The 18493-nt window shown below is 66.8% G+C and carries 15 protein-coding genes and 2 pseudogenes; 7 read left to right on the forward strand and 10 right to left on the reverse strand.

Going from position 1 to position 18493, the window contains the following annotated elements; genetic code table 11:
* Positions 1 to 311: pseudogene (locus BMI01S_RS29740) on the forward strand (amino acid:proton symporter); the annotation flags it as partial.
* A 107-nt stretch (positions 312 to 418) separates the two neighbouring features.
* On the opposite strand, the gene BMI01S_RS29745 reads toward BMI01S_RS29740, so the two are convergent.
* The 7 genes and pseudogenes from BMI01S_RS29745 to BMI01S_RS29775 form a co-directional block, all read right to left on the reverse strand.
* Positions 419 to 1213, reverse strand: coding sequence for a DODA-type extradiol aromatic ring-opening family dioxygenase (locus BMI01S_RS29745; protein WP_036021112.1), 795 nt, complete (start codon positions 1211 to 1213; stop codon positions 419 to 421).
* A gap of 148 nt (positions 1214 to 1361) precedes the next feature.
* On the reverse strand, positions 1362 to 1985 hold the full coding sequence (locus BMI01S_RS29750) for a UbiX family flavin prenyltransferase (RefSeq protein ID WP_255217830.1): 624 nt from the start codon (positions 1983 to 1985) through the stop codon (positions 1362 to 1364).
* Between the two features lie 173 nt (positions 1986 to 2158).
* Positions 2159 to 2470, reverse strand: coding sequence for a Grx4 family monothiol glutaredoxin (gene grxD / locus BMI01S_RS29755; RefSeq protein ID WP_028232271.1), 312 nt, complete (start codon positions 2468 to 2470; stop codon positions 2159 to 2161).
* An 84-nt stretch (positions 2471 to 2554) separates the two neighbouring features.
* Positions 2555 to 3421, reverse strand: a complete 867-nt coding sequence (gene prmC, locus BMI01S_RS29760; protein WP_036046342.1) for a peptide chain release factor N(5)-glutamine methyltransferase — start codon at positions 3419 to 3421, stop codon at positions 2555 to 2557.
* Positions 3422 to 3444: 23 nt separating this feature from the next.
* The gene (gene prfA, locus BMI01S_RS29765; RefSeq protein WP_028232269.1) at positions 3445 to 4527 is read right to left on the reverse strand and encodes a peptide chain release factor 1; all 1083 of its coding nucleotides are present in this window, start codon (positions 4525 to 4527) and stop codon (positions 3445 to 3447) included.
* Positions 4528 to 4737: 210 nt separating this feature from the next.
* Positions 4738 to 6003 (reverse strand): annotated as a pseudogene (gene hemA, locus BMI01S_RS29770) (glutamyl-tRNA reductase); the annotation flags it as partial.
* Between the two features lie 27 nt (positions 6004 to 6030).
* Complete coding sequence (locus tag BMI01S_RS29775; protein ID WP_036046339.1) at positions 6031 to 6777, reverse strand: response regulator transcription factor; 747 nt, start codon at positions 6775 to 6777, stop codon at positions 6031 to 6033.
* A gap of 195 nt (positions 6778 to 6972) precedes the next feature.
* Here BMI01S_RS29775 and BMI01S_RS29780 point away from each other — a divergent pair, with 195 nt between their 5' ends.
* The 3 genes from BMI01S_RS29780 (at position 6973) to BMI01S_RS29790 (ending at position 9792) form a co-directional block, all read left to right on the forward strand.
* Positions 6973 to 7224, forward strand: a complete 252-nt coding sequence (locus tag BMI01S_RS29780) for a hypothetical protein (RefSeq protein WP_028232268.1) — start codon at positions 6973 to 6975, stop codon at positions 7222 to 7224.
* Between the two features lie 86 nt (positions 7225 to 7310).
* Positions 7311 to 9125, forward strand: coding sequence for an aminopeptidase P family protein (locus BMI01S_RS29785; protein WP_028232267.1), 1815 nt, complete (start codon positions 7311 to 7313; stop codon positions 9123 to 9125).
* A 43-nt stretch (positions 9126 to 9168) separates the two neighbouring features.
* On the forward strand, positions 9169 to 9792 hold the full coding sequence (locus BMI01S_RS29790) for an HAD family hydrolase (protein ID WP_028232266.1): 624 nt from the start codon (positions 9169 to 9171) through the stop codon (positions 9790 to 9792).
* Between the two features lie 31 nt (positions 9793 to 9823).
* Here the strand turns inward: BMI01S_RS29790 and BMI01S_RS29795 are convergent, their stop codons facing one another.
* From BMI01S_RS29795 to ychF, 3 genes are all read right to left on the reverse strand, one after another.
* Positions 9824 to 10978, reverse strand: coding sequence for a DUF748 domain-containing protein (locus tag BMI01S_RS29795; protein WP_028232265.1), 1155 nt, complete (start codon positions 10976 to 10978; stop codon positions 9824 to 9826).
* Positions 10979 to 11119: 141 nt separating this feature from the next.
* Positions 11120 to 12784, reverse strand: coding sequence for an energy-dependent translational throttle protein EttA (ettA, locus tag BMI01S_RS29800; protein WP_028232264.1), 1665 nt, complete (start codon positions 12782 to 12784; stop codon positions 11120 to 11122).
* A gap of 245 nt (positions 12785 to 13029) precedes the next feature.
* Positions 13030 to 14124, reverse strand: a complete 1095-nt coding sequence (gene ychF / locus BMI01S_RS29805) for a redox-regulated ATPase YchF (protein ID WP_028232263.1) — start codon at positions 14122 to 14124, stop codon at positions 13030 to 13032.
* Between the two features lie 288 nt (positions 14125 to 14412).
* Here ychF and BMI01S_RS29810 point away from each other — a divergent pair, with 288 nt between their 5' ends.
* From BMI01S_RS29810 to BMI01S_RS29820, 3 genes are all read left to right on the forward strand, one after another.
* Positions 14413 to 15585, forward strand: a complete 1173-nt coding sequence (locus BMI01S_RS29810) for a UbiH/UbiF family hydroxylase (RefSeq protein ID WP_028232262.1) — start codon at positions 14413 to 14415, stop codon at positions 15583 to 15585.
* A gap of 183 nt (positions 15586 to 15768) precedes the next feature.
* Positions 15769 to 16500, forward strand: coding sequence for a DsbC family protein (locus BMI01S_RS29815; RefSeq protein ID WP_028232261.1), 732 nt, complete (start codon positions 15769 to 15771; stop codon positions 16498 to 16500).
* A 136-nt stretch (positions 16501 to 16636) separates the two neighbouring features.
* On the forward strand, positions 16637 to 18427 hold the full coding sequence (locus tag BMI01S_RS29820; RefSeq protein WP_028232260.1) for a M61 family metallopeptidase: 1791 nt from the start codon (positions 16637 to 16639) through the stop codon (positions 18425 to 18427).
* The last annotated feature ends 66 nt before the right edge of the window (positions 18428 to 18493 follow it).

Raw genomic sequence — 18493 nt, forward strand, 5'->3', positions numbered from 1 at the left:
TTCTGCTGATGGTCGTGGCGCTGCCGGTGTACTTCTATTTCCAGGGCAAGCAGGGCTATGAAGGCTGGGGCCAGGATCTGAAGGCCGCGTGGTGGCTGTGCGCGTACCTGCCGATCATGGCGCTGCTCTCGCTGATCGGCAGCAAGCAGTTCGGCGGCAGCGGGCTGCTTCCGTACGGCTGGGACATGCTGGTCGTCGCGCTCTTCTCGCTCGTGTTCTATTACTGGGGCGTGAATTCGGGTTACCGCTCGCCGTACCTCGCGGAACGCCAGGAGCACGACGAAGTGCTCGAGAGCATCGGCGCTCACTGAGCTGCCGGCTGCCCGGCGTGCCGCGTGCAGGCGGCGCGCTCGGGCGAAAAAAAGCCCGCCTGAAGCGATTCAGGCGGGCTTTTTTGCGTCTGGAGGCGGCTGCGGCTTTACTGTGCGGCGCTCCCGAACACGTAGTTCGTCATGGCGAGCGCGCGCTGGTAGGTGCCGAGCGACTGCACGCCGAGCGTGTAGTCGTCGTCGGCTGCGCCGAGCGCTGCGAAGACGGGCAGCAGATGCTCGTCGGTCGGGTGCATGAACGCCGCGTGCGGTGCGCGCTGGCGGTAGTCGAGCAGCGCGTCGATATCGCGTGCGGCGAGGCGGTTCTCGAACCAGTCCGTGAACTCGGCCACGCGCGGATCGGCGTCTTCCGGGCGCGCCGAGAAGTCCGCTTCGCGCAGATTGTGGGTGATCTGGCCCGAGCCGATCACCATCACGCCCTCGTCGCGCAACGCGCGCAGCGCCCGGCCAAGCGCGAAGTGGTGCGCGGCGTTGGCGCGCGGCTGGATCGAGAGCTGGGCGACGGGGACGTCGGCATCGGGGAACATCAGCAGCATCGGCACCCACGCGCCGTGGTCGAGGCCGTGCGCTTCTTCATCGACAGGAACGCCCTGGTCGCGCAGCAGCGCTGCTGCACGTTGCGCCGTGTCGGGCGCGCCGGGCGCCGGATACTGAATCTCGTAGAGCGCGCGCGGAAAGCCGTAGAAGTCGTGGATGGTTTCCGGCTTCGTGGCGATGCTCACGGCAGGCCGCATCGTGCCCCAATGCGCGGAGAGCATGAGCACCGATTGCGGACGCGGCAACTGCTGCGAAAGCGAGATAAAGGCGCCCGAAGGCAGCGATGGGTCGATCGGCAGCGTCGGAGCGCCGTGCGAAAGGAACAGGCTAGGGGTACGGGTGGTCATGATCGTGGACTGGCCGCGCAAGGCGGTCCGAAATTATCGGCTTGCGATCAATATAAGAGTCTACCGTCGGGAATTAAACGGGGTTAAGGGGAATTGATTGTGTCGCCGATGTTGATAATCGGCCCGGAGAAGGGAGAACAGCGAGAGCTTATTCGTCGCCGCCGCGCAGTCCCGGCCACGCGGGCGAGAGCGCAGGCCCCAGCGCGAAGAGGTCGAGCACGCGCGCGACGGTGTGATCGACCATCTCGTCGATCGAAGCAGGCTGGTTGTAGAAGGCAGGCAGCGGCGGAAAGATCACGCCGCCCATTTCGGTCACGGCCGTCATGTTGCGCAGATGCGCGAGGTTCAACGGCGTTTCGCGCACGAGCAGGACGAGCCGGCGGCGTTCCTTGAGGGTGACGTCGGCGGCGCGGGCGATGAGGTTGTCCGAAAGGCCGTGAGCGACGCTCGCGAGCGTCTTCATCGAGCAGGGCGCGACGATCATGCCGTCGGTCGCGAAGGAGCCCGAAGCGATGGTCGCCCCGACGTCGCGCACCGAATGGACGACGTCGGCCCGCGCATGCAGGTCATCCTTCGTGAGTTGCAGTTCGTGCTGGATGTTGAGCCAGCCCGCCGGCGACACCAGTAGATGCGTCTCGACGCCACCGAGCTTGCGCAGCATGTCGAGCATGCGCACGCCGTAGATCGAACCCGTGGCCCCCGTAATCGCGATGACGAGCCGGCGTTGCGCGGACTGTGCGATGGCGGTCGAGGCAGGAGAGGCGGTGTTCACGTCAGGCGGGCGGGCAGGGAGGCGGAAGTCGAAGCGAGGGGGGAGGCGAGCGGCCTCTTCAAGCGCGCGGCGCTATGGTGACGCCAAAGCGCGGGCCGCATCGTGTTTCGGGACGCAGCCGGCCAGAGCAGCCGCGCCTGCCGTCCCGACCTGCCGTCCCGTTTACCGCGCAATCAGGCGGCTGCGAAAAGCTGCTGCAGCTCGCCGTTCTGGTACATCTCCATCATGATGTCGGAGCCGCCAATGAACTCGCCCTTCACGTAGAGCTGCGGGATGGTCGGCCAGTTCGAGAATTCCTTGATGCCCTGGCGGACTTCGTCGTCCTCGAGCACGTTGACGGTCTTGAACTGATCGCAGCCGCAGGCTTTCAGGATCTGCACCGCGCGACCGGAGAAGCCGCACATCGGGAACTGCGCGTTGCCCTTCATGAAGAGGACGACGGCGTTTTCGTCGACGATCTGCTTGATGCGTTGTTGGGTGTCCATGACTGACCTTGCGATTGGATTGATGCGGAATACGTTGGAATGCAGGATGAAATGATAGCGGATTTCGCCCAGGCGAGCCGGGCGTCACCGGCCCGCCTGCTGGCTGGCCGCCAGGGGCAGACGGCCACCGCTGATGCGATCGATGCCGGCCAGATCGCATTCGGAGCGAACGTCCGCGAAGCCCGCCGTTTCCAGCAATGCCCGCACGGCCGCGGCCTGGTCGTAGCCGTGTTCCATCCAGAGCGTGCCGCCCGGCGTGAGCCGCCCCGGAGCGCCCGCAATGATCACGCGCAGGGCGCTGAGGCCATCGGCTTCGTCGGTGAGCGCGCCGCGCGGCTCGAAGCGCAGGTCGCCTTGTTCGAGATGCGGGTCGCCGCTCGCGATATAGGGCGGATTGCTCACGATCGCGTCGAAGCGCAGCGCCGGATCGAGCGTGTCGTACCAGCTGCCCGCCACGAACGCGAGCGGGCCGCCGGGCCGCCGGGCGTCGAGCAGCTTCCCGGCGTTGCGTGCAGCCACTTCGAGCGCGGCCGTCGAGCGATCGACGGCCCAGACACGTGCGTCGGGCCGCGCCGAGGCGAGCGCCACGGCGATCGCGCCGCTGCCGGTGCCGAGATCGAGCACGCGCGGCCGTGCAATGCCTTCGAGCGCCGAGAGCGCCGTTTCCACCAGCAGCTCGGTCTCGGGCCGCGGAATCAGCACAGCGGGCGTCACGTCGAAGTCGAGGCCATAGAACTCTCGTGCGCCCACCAGCTGCGCGATGGGCTCACCCTGCACGCGGCGCGCTTCGAGCGCGCGGTACGCATCCACGCGGGCCGCGTCGAGCGCCTGATCGCCGCGGGTGATCAGTTCGGTGCGGCGCCAGCCGAGCACGTGCATCAGCAGGATGCGCGCTTCGAGCGCGGGCAGTGGCGAGGCGCGCAGCAGGGCGTCGGCGGTATGTTTTTTCACGATGTGGCCGGATCCAGCGCGGATCAGTCCGCGTCGCCGAGCGAGGCGAGCTGCTCGGCCTGATGCTCGGAAACGAGCGCGCCGATCAGCTCGTCCAGGTCGCCGTCCATGATCGCTTCGAGGCGATAGAGCGTGAGGTTGATGCGGTGATCGGTGAGCCGCCCTTGCGGGAAGTTGTAGGTGCGGATGCGCTCGGAGCGGTCGCCCGATCCCACGAGGCTCTTGCGCGTGGCCGCTTCCTTCGCGTGCTGCTCCTGGTACTGCTTGTCCTTGATGCGCGCGGCGAGGACCTTGAGCGCCCGATCCTTGTTCTTGTGCTGCGAGCGGTCGTCCTGGCACTCCACGACGATGCCGGTCGGCAAGTGCGTCACGCGCACGGCCGAATCGGTCTTGTTGATGTGCTGGCCGCCCGCGCCCGAGGCCCGGAAGGTGTCGATGCGCAGGTCGGCGGGGTTGATCTCGACTTCGCCGATTTCGTCGGCTTCCGGCATCACCGCGACCGTGCAGGCGGACGTGTGGATACGCCCTTGCGTTTCGGTGGCCGGCACACGCTGCACGCGATGGCCGCCTGACTCGAACTTCAGCTTCGAGTACGCCGCCTCGCCGGCAATGCGCACGATCACTTCCTTGTAGCCGCCGAGATCGGATTCGCTCGCCGACATCATCTCGATCTGCCAGCGATTGCGCTCCGCGTAGCGCAGGTACATGCGCAGCAGGTCGCCCGCAAACAGCGCCGACTCGTCGCCGCCCGTGCCCGCGCGGATTTCGAGGAACACGTTGCGCTCGTCGTTGGGATCCTTCGGCAGCAGCATCATCTGCAATTCTTGCTGGAGCTGGGCCATGCGCTCGCGCGCCGCCTTCACTTCGTCTTCGGCGAAGTCGCGCATCGCGGCGTCGGAGAGCAGGTCCTTTGCCGCGGCCTCGTCTTCCTTGGCCCGGCGCCACTGCGCGTAATGCTCGACCACAGGCCCCAGCTCCGCGTGCTCGCGCGTGAGCTTGCGGTACTGGTCGCGGTTCGAGGTCACGTCGGGACGGCTCAACAGGTCGTTCAGCTCGGCCAGGCGCGTAGTCAGCTGGTCGAGCTTCGATTGCATGCTCGTTTTCATCGGGCGGTGCGGAGCGGGCTCCGGAAAGGACTGCGGGAAAGAAGAGGCGGGCGTGGGGCCCGGCGGTGCGGGGCACGCATGGCGCGCGCCCGAGCCCGATCGTCGCTAACGGTCGGAGGAGCCGGACGCTTCGGAAGCGCCCGTGGAAGCAGAGTCGCTCGTGATATCCGCCGCGGGCTGCGCGGCGTCGGCTACTCTCGCCGGCTGGCCATGACGGTAAAAGCCGCCCATCAGTTCGATGAGCGAGTCGCGCTGATCGCCCCTCGACGTGTTGAGTGCATGCGTGGGGCCGTGGATCAGCTTGTTGGTGAGCGACTGCGAGAGCGCTTCGAGCACCGCCGACGGATCGTCGCCACGCGCGAGCATCTTGCGCGCGCGCTCGAGTTCGGCGCGGCGCAGCGCGTCGGCCTGGGTATGCATGTGACGGATCACGGGCACGATGCTGCGCGAGTCGAGCCACTGCATGAAGTTGGCCACGCGCGACTCGATGATCGTCTCGGCCTGTGCCACGGCGGCCTGGCGCGAGGCGTTGCCTTCGCGCACGATCGTGCCGAGATCGTCGACGGTGTAGAGGAAGACGTCCTCGAGCTGGCCGACTTCAGGCTCGATGTCGCGCGGCACCGCAAGGTCGACCATGAAAATGGGGCGGTGACGGCGCGCCTTCACCGCGCGCTCGACGGCGCCCAGCCCGATGATGGGCAGCGTGGACGCCGTGCACGACACGATGATGTCGAACTCGTGCATGCGCGAAGGCAGGTCGGACAGCGGAATGGCGCGGCCGCCGAAGCGTTCCGCAACGTAGCGCCCACGCTCGGCGGTGCGGTTCGCGACCACGAGCTCGCGCGGCTGCTGCGCGGCGAAGTGCGCGGCGCACAGCTCGATCATCTCGCCCGCGCCGATGAACAGCACGCGCTGGTTGGCGATCTTGTCGAAGATGCGCTGCGCGAGTCGCACGGACGCGGCAGCCATCGAAACCGACTGTGCGCCGATCTCGGTCGTGGTGCGCACCTCCTTCGCCACGGCGAAGGTGCGCTGGAACAGCTGGTTCAGATAGGTGCCGAGCGCGCCGGCCTCGGTCGCGGTGCGCACCGCGGTCTTCATCTGCCCGACGATCTGCGTCTCGCCCAGCACCATCGAGTCGAGCCCCGAAGCCACCCGGAACGCATGACGCACCGCTTCGGACTGCGGCAGCGTGTAGACGTGCGGCGCAAGTTCCTCTGCGCGCAGGCCGTGGTAGTGCGCGAGCCAGCTCACGGCTTCGTCGCGCGAGCTTTGCGCGTCGGTCGCGCAATACAGTTCGGTGCGGTTGCAGGTGGAGAGAATGGCGGCTTCCGGCGCGCTCAGCGAGCGCCTGCCGGACCACGCTTCCTTGAACAGGGCGAGCGCGGGCTTGATCTGTTCGAGCGGAAACGCCACGCGTTCGCGCAAGGCGACGGGCGCGGTGTGGTGATTGATTCCGATCGTTAGAAGCTGCATACCATGCGGGCGAGATTTAGGCGGATATTATAACTTTTCCTCGCTTCCGACATTCTCGTCGACTGAGTCCGACACCCCGGTTCGTGTTATGGGCAGCCTTTCGAGCTGGTAGCCGAAGCCGTACAACGTCGTCAAACGCCAGCCGTGGTCGGGCCCGAGCTGCAATTTGCTACGCAGACGCGAGGCGTGCGTATCGAGCGTGCGCGACCGAACGTCGCGGTTCACGTTCCACACCGTTTCGAGGATGCGCGCCCGGGAAACGGGGCGCGATGCGTTCGTGAAAAGCAGCAGCGCGAAGCGATATTCCTTCGGCGTGAGCGTGACGGTCTGGCCCCGAAACGACACCTCGTAGCGGCCGGAATCGAACAGGTAGTCGCCAAAGCCGTGGCGCGCGCGGTTGCGCGGCCGGCGCACGCCGGCGCGGCGTAGTAGTGCGTCGATGCGCGCGAGCATTTCCGGGCCGCGCACGGGCTTGGCGATGCAGTCGTCGGCGCCGGCCTGGAGGCTTGCGACGATTTCGCTCTCGTGCGGCGCGAGCATCAGGGCGATGGCGGGCAGCCCCGGCAGCAGCTTGCGCGCCTGGGGAATGAGGTCTTCGGCGTCGCTGTCGCCGCACCACGATGCCGCTATCAAGAGGTCGAAGGTTTCTTCTTCGAGCGCTTCGAAGAGCTGGGTGCCAAGCGGGAAGTGCTGGCATGCGTGCCCGCCCGCGATGAGCAGGCGGACGATGGCTTCAGCCTGCCGGGCGTCTGGTTCGACAAGGGCAATTCGCATACGAGGGAGGGCGGCTGCGGCGGACGTGGTGCGCTTGCCTTGCGCTTTGCTGCCCCCTACACTCAACCGCTACGCGGGAAGCGCCGAGCCGACCGTTTTCAGTAAAAAAAGAGATATAACTAATCGACAAATGCTAGCCCTCGCGATTCGGCAGTCCTATCAGACTCATCCGAAAATTCATAGGACAAGTCTTTGATGGGCTGGTCCGGTATCGTCATCCTTGGTCTGGTGGTGGGTGGTGCGGGATGGTGGCTTCATCCCCTGCGCCGTGCCGCCCGTCACGGACTCGTCCTGGCCTTGGTGGCCGGCGTGCTCGGCGCGGCGCTCGCGAACGCGGCCGGCGGCGCGACCGGTCTTTTCCACGATGGCGAGTTGCTCCAGTGGCCGCTCAGCGCGGCGCTCGCGCTCGTCTTCGTGGGCGTGTGCGTGGCGCTGCGCGCACGGTGATCCGGGCTGCGCGCCGCTGTCATATCCGGATCATCGCCTCTCGCCGAAATATCGCTTCCCGCTTCGAATTCTTCGCAGGTGAAAACATGAATGCACGACTCCCCGAAACCTCCTCGATTCCCGAACGTATCGCCGCGCTGCGCGCGGCGATGGCGCGCGCCGGCGTGGACGCGGCCCTCGTGCCCTCCGCCGATCCGCATCTGTCCGAATATCTGCCGCGCCGCTGGCAGGGGCGCGAATGGCTATCGGGCTTCACCGGTTCGGTGGGTACGCTCGTCGTGACAAAGGATTTCGCGGGCGTGTGGGTGGATAGCCGCTACTGGGTGCAGGCCGAGCAGCAACTGGCCGGCACCGGCATCGCGCTCATGAAGATGACGGGCGGCCAGCAGACCGCGCCGCATATCGACTGGCTCGCGCAGAACGTGAGCGCGGGCGGTGCGGTGGCCGTGGACGGGGCGGTGCTCGGCGTGGCCTCGGCGCGCGCGCTCGCGGATGCGCTCAAGGCGCGCGGCATTGCCATGCGCACCGATCTCGACCTGCTCGACGATGTCTGGCAAGGCCGCCCCTCGCTGCCGCTCGAACCCGTCTACGAACACGTCGCGCCGCACGCGGACACGAGCCGCGCCGGCAAGCTCGGGCAGGTGCGCCGCGCGATGGAGGAAAAGGGCGCCCAGTGGCACTTCATCTCGACGCTCGACGACCTGGCGTGGCTTTTCAACCTGCGCGGCGCTGACGTCAACTACAACCCGGTATTCGTCGCCCACGGGCTGATCGGGCCGGACGAAGCGACGCTCTTTGTCGCCGACGGCAAGGTGAGCGAAGCGCTTGCGCGGTCGCTCGCGAACGACAAGGTGCGCGTCGCGACGTATGGCGAGGCCGCCGCCGCGCTCGCGGCGCTGCCCGCGCAGGCCGCGCTGCTCGTCGATCCGCGCCGCGTGACCTATGGCTTGCTGCAGGCGGTGTCGTCGGCGGTGAAGGTCGTAGAGTCCGTCAATCCGAGCACCTTCTTCAAGTCGCGCAAGACGGCCGCCGAGGCCGACCACGTACGCGCGACCATGGAGCAGGACGGTGCGGCGCTCGCCGAGTTCTTCGCATGGTTCGAGGCCGCGCTCGGCCGCGAGAGAATCACCGAACTGACCATCGACGAAAAGCTCACCGCCGCGCGTGCGCGCCGGCCCGGCTTCAAGTCGCTCTCGTTCGCGACCATCGCGGGCTTCAACGCGAACGGCGCGATGCCGCACTACCGCGCCACGCCCGAATCGCACAGCGTGATCGAAGGCGACGGCCTGCTGCTGATCGACTCGGGCGGCCAGTATCTCGACGGCACCACGGACATCACGCGCGTCGTGCCGGTCGGCACGCCGGGCGCGGAACAAAAGCGCGACTTCACGCTCGTGCTCAAGGGCATGATGGCGCTCTCTCGCGCGCAGTTCCCGCGCGGCATCCGCTCGCCCATGCTCGATGCCATCGCGCGCGCCCCGATCTGGGAAGCGGGCGCCGACTACGGTCACGGCACAGGCCACGGTGTCGGCTATTTCCTGAACGTGCACGAAGGGCCGCAGGTCATCTCGCATTACGCGCCGGCCGAGCCGTGGACAGCGATGGAAGAGGGCATGATCACCTCGGTCGAGCCGGGCATCTACCGGCCCGGGAAGTGGGGCGTGCGCATCGAGAATCTGGTGCTGAACCAGCGCGCGCAAACGACCGAATTCGGCGACTTCCTGAACTTCGAGACGCTCACGCTCTGCCCGATCGACACGCGCTGCATCGATCTGGCGCTCATGCGCGAGGACGAGCGCGCGTGGCTCAACGCGTACCATGAGACGGTGCGCGTGCGCGTGGCGCCGCACGTGAGCGGCGATGCGCTCGCGTGGCTCGAAAAGCGCACGCAGCCGATCTGATTTCCTCGACGTTCGAAGCGCATTGAAGCGGAGCGGCAAGCCCATGGCGATCAAGGCAGTGGTGTTCGATTTCGGCGGGGTGCTCGTGGACTGGAGCCCCGAATACCTCTATCGCAAGCTGATTCCCGACGACGACGAGCGCCGCTGGTTCCTCACGCACGTCTGCAGGATGGACTGGGTGGTCCGTCAGGACGGCGGCGAGCCCATCGCCGTCGGCACCGAGGAGCTGGTTGCGAAGTTTCCCGGGCACGAGGCGCTCATCCGCGCGTTCTACGAGCGCTGGCACGAGATGATCGGCGGTCTGCTCGACGGCGGCGTCGCCACCTTCGAGCGGCTGGAGGCGGCGAACGTGCCCATCTTCGGTCTCACGAACTGGTCGGCCGAGACCTTTCCCTGGGCCTGGGAGCGCTTCGGCATCCTGCGCCGCTGCCGTGATGTCGTCGTCTCGGGGCGGGTGAAGCTCGTGAAGCCCGATCCGGCGATCTTTCACGAGATGTTCCGCCGCATCGAGGCGCAGTTGCCGGACGTGAAGCCCGAGGAACTCGTCTTCATCGACGACAACCCGCACAACGCGCAGGCCGCCACGGCGCTCGGCTGGCACGGCGTCCATCACACCGGCAACGCGGCGACCGACGCGAAACTGCGCGAACTCGGCCTGCCCGTCTGAGCGCGCGCTTGCGCCGCCCAGGCCGTACGCGCTAATTCGACGCCGGCGCCGCCGGCTGCCCGAACAGGTTGCGCAGCGCGTCGGCGATGCCCTTCGCGGTTTGTCCGGCGCCCTTTGCCACGCCTTCCGCGCTCACGCCGAGCGCTTGCGCGAACCCGGTGCGCAGCGCCGTCATCAGGTTTTCGTTGAGCTGGAACTTCGGGTCGCGCAGGTTGCCTTCGAGCACGAAATGCAGCGTGATCGCGCCTTTGTGCGCCTTCAGCGCGGCCACGGCGGCGCGTGTCGGGATCGAGAGGAAGGTGTCGACGGCGTCGTGACTTTCCGCCAGTTGCAGGTCGTGCAGCGTGAGCGTGCCCGGCGCGTGCAGGCGATAGCCGCGCACGGTCGACCGGAGGTCGAGGTCCAGCGTGCCGCCCGTCACGTTGGCCTTCGCGCCGGCCTTCTTCAGCAGCCAGGGTTCGATCGACCTCACATCCACGCCGCGCAGCGTCGTATGCGTCTCCGAATCCTTGCTCGCGATTTGCACCCAGCCGTCGAACGTCATGCGGCCCGTGTGCTCCCGACCGACGACATCGCCCACGACCGAAACGCGTGCAGGTTCCGTGAGCGCGGGCAGATGCACGTTGTCGACGGTTGCGCGTGCGCGGTTCACCGTGACGCGCCAGGCCGGATTGGTCACCGAGCGGTCATAGAACTCGAACGTGCCGTTCTCGAAGACGATATGGTCAATGTCCTTTTCCTGCGGCAGGCTGCTCGCCCCTTGTGTGCCGCTTGCGTGCCCGGTGCCTTGCGCCATTGACTCGCGCAGATTCGGCAGGATCTGGATCGAGCCGCTTTCCCGGCGCAGCACCGTCATCGTGAAGTCGCTCACCGTAACGTCGCGGATGTGCACGCGGTGCGAGAGCAGCGCTCCCAGATCCGGCGTGATCGTGATGCGCGCGGCGCGGAGCGTGTCGGCGGTGGGCCAGTTGGGCGGCGGCTTCAGCCGCACGTCGGTGAGTTCGACCGATGACAGGTTGAACGCCACCCTCACGCTCGCGGCTGTGCCCACCGGCGCGAGCGCGCGCTCGACGTAGGCCTTCGCCTCACGCTGGAGCGCGTAGAGCGTGCCGAGCGCAGCCATGACGAGCAGCGCGACGCCGATCGCCACGATCGGGAGAACCCGGTTGCGGGGCTGTATGGCCATGCGGAATTCCTTGCGGGAAGCGGGCTCGAGGCACCGGGCGACCCAAAGCGTTGCGGCATTCCCGCAACCGCCATGCCGCGCTCGCCGCAAAGCATAACGGCGGCCCGCGGGCCGCCGTCGATTGCTGTCGATCCCGCCCGGTTAGCGGCTGATCGGCTTGTAGCGCAGACGCTTCGGCCGCGCGGCTTCCTCGCCGAGGCGCTTGATCTTGTCGGCCTCGTACTCCTGATAGTTGCCGTCGAAGAACGTGACCTGCGAGTCGCCTTCGAACGCGAGGATGTGCGTGGCGATGCGGTCGAGGAACCAGCGGTCGTGCGAGATCACCATGACCGAGCCCGCGAATTCGAGCAGCGCGTCTTCGAGCGCGCGCAGCGTTTCGACGTCGAGGTCGTTCGACGGCTCGTCGAGAAGCAGGACGTTGCCGCCCGAAATGAGCGTCTTCGCGAGATGCAGACGACCGCGCTCACCGCCCGACAGATTGCCGACGATCTTCTGCTGGTCGCCGCCCTTGAAGTTGAAGCGGCCGATGTACGCGCGCGAAGGCGTTTCGTACTTGCCCACGGTCAGCACGTCGGCGCCGCCCGAGATTTCCTCGAACACGGTCTTGTCGGCGGCCAGCGCGTCGCGGCTCTGGTCGACGTAGGCGAGCTTGACGGTCGGACCCATTTCGATCGTGCCCGAATCCGGCTGTTCCTTGCCCGTGAGCATGCGAAAGAGCGTCGACTTGCCGGCGCCGTTCGGCCCGATGATGCCGACGATCGCGCCGGCCGGAATCTTGAAGCTCAGGTTGTCGATGAGCAAACGGTCGCCATAGGACTTGCTGACGTTCTTGAACTCGATGACCTCGTTGCCAAGACGCTCGCCCGCCGGAATGAAGATTTCCTGCGTTTCATTGCGCTTCTGGTATTCCTGGCTCGACAGCTCCTCGAAGCGCGCGATACGCGCCTTCGATTTCGCCTGACGGCCCTTCGGATTCTGGCGCACCCATTCCAGCTCCTTCTTGATCGCCTTCTGACGCGCCGATTCGGTCGCTTCTTCCTGCTTCAGGCGCTCTTCCTTCTGGTCGAGCCAGCTGGAGTAGTTGCCCTTCCAGGGAATGCCGTAGCCGCGGTCGAGTTCGAGAATCCACTCGGCGGCGTTGTCGAGGAAGTAGCGGTCGTGGGTCACGGCCACGACGGTGCCCGGGAAGCGCGTGAGGAACTGTTCGAGCCACTCGACCGATTCGGCGTCGAGGTGGTTGGTCGGTTCGTCGAGCAGCAGCATGTCGGGCTTTTCGAGCAGCAGCTTGCACAGCGCGACGCGGCGCTTTTCACCGCCCGAGAGGTTGCCGATCTTCGCGTCCCACGGCGGCAGGCGCAGCGCGTCGGCGGCAATTTCGATCTGCTGCTCCGCGCTGCCGTCGGCGGTCGCGAGGATCGCCTCGTACTTCGCCTGTTCGGCGGCGAGCGCGTCGAAATCGGCGTCCGGTTCCGCATAGGCGGCGTAGATCTCGTCGAGCTTCTTCTGCGCGTTGAACACATCGCCGAGACCTTCCTCCACGGCTTCGCGCACGGTCTTTTCCGGATCGAGCTGCGGTTCCTGCGGCAGATAGCCGATGTTGAGGTTGGGCATCGGCGTGGCTTCGCCTTCGATGTCCTTGTCGACGCCGGCCATGATCTTGATGAGCGTGGATTTGCCCGAGCCGTTCAGGCCGAGCAGGCCGATCTTCGCGCCCGGGAAGAACGACAGCGAGATGTCTTTCAGGATCTGGCGCTTGGGCGGCACGATCTTGCCGACCCGGTTCATGGTGAAGACGTATTGGGCCATGAGAGTGTCTTTGGAAACGGGAAAAAGAGGGCGGTAACCGAGGGCGCGGCGCGCGCCGCGCGGTGGCCGCGAATCGGGGGTAACGCGCAAAGCGCTATTGTACGGGGCGCGCGGGAGAGGGGCATGTCGCCGCCTCGAACGGCCCGTGCTTCAGGGCCGCAAAAAAGCCCGCTCATCAGCGGGCTCGATACCGGCAGTCGATGCGGCGCGGCTTTCGCTGCCGCGCTGCCGAGCCGTCGTCGTGCTTAGACGTTGAACAGGAAGTTCATCACGTCGCCGTCGTGCACGACGTATTCCTTGCCTTCGGCGCGCATCTTGCCGGCTTCCTTCGCGCCGGTTTCGCCCTTGTACTGGATGAAGTCGGCATAGGCGATGGTCTGTGCGCGGATGAAGCCACGCTCGAAGTCGGTGTGGATCACACCCGCGGCTTGCGGCGCCGTATCGCCGATGTGGATCGTCCACGCGCGCACTTCCTTCACGCCCGCCGTGAAGTACGTTTGCAGGCCGAGCAGCTTGTAGCCCGCGCGGATCACGCGGTCGAGGCCCGGCTCGTCCATGCCCATGTCGGCAAGGAAGGCGGCCTTGTCTTCGTCGTCGAGGTCGGCGATTTCGGCTTCGATCGCCGCGCACACGGCGACGACCGGCGAGCCTTCGGCCTCGGCGTGCTTGCGCACGGCATCGAGGTGCGGGTTGTTCTCGAAGCCGTCTTCCTTCACGTTCGCGACGTACATCGTCTTTTTCGCTGTGATGAGGCAGAACGGCTTGAGGAGCGCCTGTTCGTCTTCGTTCAGGTCGAGCGCGCGCACGGGCTTCGCCTGGTCGAGCTGCGCACGCACCTTGTCCAGCACGGCGACGAGCTTCGCCGCTTCCTTGTCGTTGCCCGACTTCGCAGCCTTCGAGTAGCGCGTGAGGGCCTTCTCGACGGTGCCGAGGTCGGCGAGCGCGAGTTCGGTGTTGATGACTTCGATGTCGGAGATCGGATCGATCTTGCCCGCCACGTGGATCACGTTGTCGTCTTCGAAGCAGCGCACGACGTGCGTGATGGCATCGGTTTCGCGGATGTTCGCGAGAAACTGGTTGCCGAGACCTTCACCCTTGCTCGCGCCCGCGACGAGACCCGCGATGTCGACGAACTCGACCACGGCCGGCACGACGCGCTCGGGCTTGACGATTTCCGAGAGCGCCTTCAGGCGCGGATCCGGCACTTCGACCACGCCGACGTTCGGCTCGATGGTGCAGAACGGATAGTTCTCGGCCGCGATGCCAGCCTTGGTCAGGGCGTTGAAGAGGGTGGACTTGCCGACGTTGGGCAAGCCGACGATGCCGCATTGGAGGCTCATGTAAATCTCTGCATGTCAGGGTGGTGACGTGCGGCTCGCCGCGCGCGAATGGCCCGGAGCCGGGCGTCTCGCGAGAAGGGAGGCGGCGGGCGGGGCGGCGCAGGGGGCACGTCGGGGGGCGTGACACCGGCCAGCGGAGTCACGAAAACCGTAATTGTAACCTCGTCGGGGTGAGGCTTCGACGCGGACGACGCCGCGCCCGTGGGCAGCCGCCCCGCGACGCCTTGTTGCGCCGCTATCCTGTCCATCCGGCCCTGTCAGCGAGGCACCCGCAGCTATAATGCGCGGATGACTGCAAGCACCCAGACCTTTGATGTCGCTGTGATCGGCGGCGGGCTCGTCGGCAAATCGGCGGCGCTCGCGCTGACCCAGGGCGGCCTGCGCGTGGCGCTGCTCGCGCAGCCTTGCGCGCCGCTGCCTGCGGGCGCTGTATTCGACGCGCGCGTTTATGCCTTCTCGCGCAGCTCACAGGCGTTGTTCGAGCGGCTGAGGGTCTGGCAGGCCATCGACGCCGCGCGCCTCACGCCCGTCTACGACATGCGCGTGTTCGGCGACGCCGCCGCGGAGCTGCACTTCTCGGCGTATCAGGCATCGGTTGCGCAGCTCGCGTGGATTGCCGAGTCGTCGGTCGTGGAACGTGCGCTCGACGCCGCGCTGCACTTCCAGCCCAACCTCGCGTGGATCGACACGCGTGCCGAAACGCTCGACGTGAAGCCCGACGCGGCCGTGATCGGCCTCGCCAACGGCCGCACGATCGAAGCCGATCTCGCGATCGGCGCGGACGGCGCCCACTCGTGGGTGCGCTCGCGGATCGGCTCGAAAGTCGAGCGACGCGATTACCGGCAAACCGGCGTCGTTGCCAATTTCCGTGCGCAAAAGCCGCACGGCGAAACGGCGTACCAGTGGTTTCGCGAGGGCGAGATCGTTGCCTTGCTGCCGCTGCCGGATCAGCACGTGTCGCTCGTCTGGTCGGCGCAGACCGATCACGCCGACGAGCTCCTCAAGCTCGAGCCGGAGCAGCTCGCGGCCGAAGTCGAGCGCGTCTCGCAAAGCCAGCTAGGCGCGCTCGAATGTGTCACGCCGGCGCGCGGCTTTCCGCTTTCGCTGCAGACGGTCGATCGGCTCGTCGCGCCGCGCGTCGCGCTGGTCGGCGACGCCGCGCATCTGATCCACCCGCTCGCGGGCCAGGGCGTGAATCTGGGCCTGCGCGACGTCGCAGCGCTCGTCGATGTCATCACGAACAAAGAGGCGTTCCGCGATCTGGGTGACACCGTGCTGCTGCGCCGCTACGAACGCAGCCGCCGCGAGGACATCCAGAAGCTCGTCGTCGCCACCGATGGCCTGCAGCGGCTCTTCTCGTTCCCCGGCTTGCTGGCTCGCGCGGTGCGCAACACGGGCATGGCGTTCGTGGGCGCACAGCCGCTTCTCAAGCGCTGGCTCGTGGCCTCGGCGCTCGGCTGACGCACCGCCGGCACATCACGCGCGCAAGCGGCCATTTCCGTTGCTAGAGCGCGGCGCAGCTTAGAATGGGCGTATTAGTGAGTGGCCGGCGGGCCGCGCCCGCAGCGCATGTCGTCCCGGCCATCCGATGGAACTCTGCGCGCGCCGCATTCTCGCGACGCGCCCGAATCAGGAACGCATCCCATGCAAACGCGTATTCGAATCGCCGCGCTCGTCGTCGCGGTAGCCACCTCGGCGCTCGGCTGCTCGGCGCAGGCCGACCAGACTACCGACAAGATCAAGTCGGCGCTGCAGTCGCGCCTCGGCATCGACGCAAGCGACATCAAGGGCATCACCAGGGCGCCGCTGCCGGGCCTCTACGAGATCAATCTCGGCACGCAGATCGTCTATAGCGACGCCAACGGCGACTACGTGTTCAACGGCGAACTGATCGACACGAAAGCGCATCGCAATCTCACCGAAGCGCGCCTCAATGAGCTCAACAAGGTCGATTTCGCGAAGCTGCCGTTCGAGAACGCGGTCAAGGTCGTGAAGGGCGATGGCAAGCGCAAGATGGCCGTGTTCTCAGATCCGAACTGCCCGTACTGCCATCAGCTCGAAAACACGCTCAAATCCGTCGACAACGTGACGGTCTACACCTTCCTGTACCCGGTGCTCTCGCCGGACTCGACGGCGAAGGCCAAACAGATCTGGTGTTCGTCCGACCGCGCGAAGGCGTGGGAATCGTGGATGGTCGAGCGCAAGGCGCCCGCGGCGGCCGGCACCTGCGACACCGCCGCCATCGACAGCAATCTCGCGCTCGGCGCGAAGATGAACGTGACCGGCACCCCCACCGTGATTCTCGCCGACGGTACGCGCCTGCCGGGCGCGGTCAGCGGCGACCGGCTCGAAAAGGCGCTGAGCGCCGCCCACTAAAGCCCCGCCTGAACCGCCGGCCGCTTTCGCGGCCGGTGCTCATTTTGCCTCGCATGTTTTTGTCCGCTGTCGTGCGCCGGGCATACTGCAACACGCATTGCGCGTTAGCTGACCGACACTCACTCCGATCCCGCCGATGAAGCCGATCCGATACACCATCGTCCCGAAGAATCCCGCCGCGCATCTGTTCGAGGTGACGCTCACGGTCGACGACCCAGCGCCGGAGGGCCAGTGCTTCATGCTGCCCGTGTGGATTCCGGGCAGCTACATGGTGCGCGAGTTCGCGCGCAACATCGTCACGCTGCGGGCCTTCAACGATGCCGGCCGCAAGGTGCGCGTGACGAAGACCGACAAGCATTCGTGGCAGGCCGCGCCCGTGAAGGGCGCACTCACGCTGCGCTACGAGGTCTATGCGTGGGACCTGTCGGTGCGCGCTGCGCATCTCGACGACACCGTGGGCTTCTTCAACGGCACGAGCGTCTTTCTTGCGGCGCTCGGGCACGAGACGGCGCAGCACGTGGTCGACATCCAGCGCCCCGATGGGCACGCCTACCGCCACTGGCGCGTCGGCACGGCGCTCACCGAAGCGCGCGGCACCAAGCGCTACGGCTTCGGCGAATACACGGCCGCCGACTACGACGAACTGATCGATCATCCGGTCACACTCGGCGAGTTCACGCTCGCGAGCTTCAAGGCGCACGGCGTGCCGCACGACATCGTGATCGCGGGCCGCGTGGTGGCGCTCGACATCGAGCGCCTCGCCGCCGATCTGAAGAAGATCTGCGAGGCGCAGATCGCGCTTTTCGAGCCGCGCACGAAACGCGCGCCGATGGAGCGCTACGTGTTCATGACGCAGGCCGTGAGCGACGGTTACGGCGGCCTCGAGCATCGCGCCTCGACGGCGCTGATCTGCAATCGCACGGATCTGCCGGTGAAGGGCAAGCCTGAGACGTCGGAAGGCTACCGCACCTATCTGGGCCTGTGCAGCCACGAATACTTCCACACCTGGAACGTGAAGCGCATCAAGCCCGCCGCGTTCGTGCCGTACGACCTCACGCGCGAGGACTATACGTCGCTGCTGTGGCTCTTCGAGGGGTTCACGTCCTACTACGACGACCTCATGCTCGTGCGCAGCGGCCTCATTTCCGCCGACGAATACTTCGGTCTCCTCGGCAAGACGATAGCCGGCGTGCTGCGCGGCGCGGGGCGCCTGAAACAGAGCGTCGCGGAAAGCTCGTTCGACGCGTGGGTCAAGTACTACCGCCAGGACGAGAACGCGTCGAATGCGATCGTCAGCTATTACACGAAGGGCTCGCTCGTCGCCTTGGCATTCGACCTGTCGATCCGCGCGCAAACGAACGGCCGCAAATCGCTCGACGACGTCATGCGCCTCCTGTGGCAGCGCTACGGGCGCGACTTCTATCGCGGCAAGCCGGTGGGCGTGGGCGAGGACGATGTCGAGGCGCTGATCGCCGAGGCGACGGGTGTCGAACTGGGCGCGCTCTTTAGCGACGCCGTGCGCGGCACGCGCGATCTGCCGCTCGCGGCACTGTTCGAGCCGTTCGGCGTGACGCTCCAAGGCGAACCGGACCGCGGCGCGAAGCCGTCGCTCGGCGCGCGCCTGCGCGGGGGCGCGGAGGCGACGCTCGTCGTGGTCTACGAAGGCGGTGCGGCGCAGAAGGCGGGACTTTCGGCAGGCGACGCGATCGTCGCGCTCGACGGCCTGCGCGTGACGGGCGCGAATCTCGACGCGCTGCTCTCGCGCTACCAGCCGGGCGCCAAAGTCGAGATCCACGCATTCCGCCGCGACGAGCTTCGCGTGGCGCGTTTGACGCTCGATGCGCCCGACGTCCCGCGCTACAAGCTCGGCACTGCCGACAAACCGGCGGCCGTACTTGGTCTGCGCAAGCGCTGGCTGGCGGCCTGAGCTAATTGCGCGCCGCACATTCGCGACGCGGCGACACCTTGAACGGCGTGGGCGAAATGCCCCACG

The sequence above is a fragment of the Paraburkholderia mimosarum LMG 23256 = NBRC 106338 genome (assembly GCF_000739815.1).
Taxonomy (GTDB): Bacteria; Pseudomonadota; Gammaproteobacteria; order Burkholderiales; family Burkholderiaceae; genus Paraburkholderia; species Paraburkholderia mimosarum.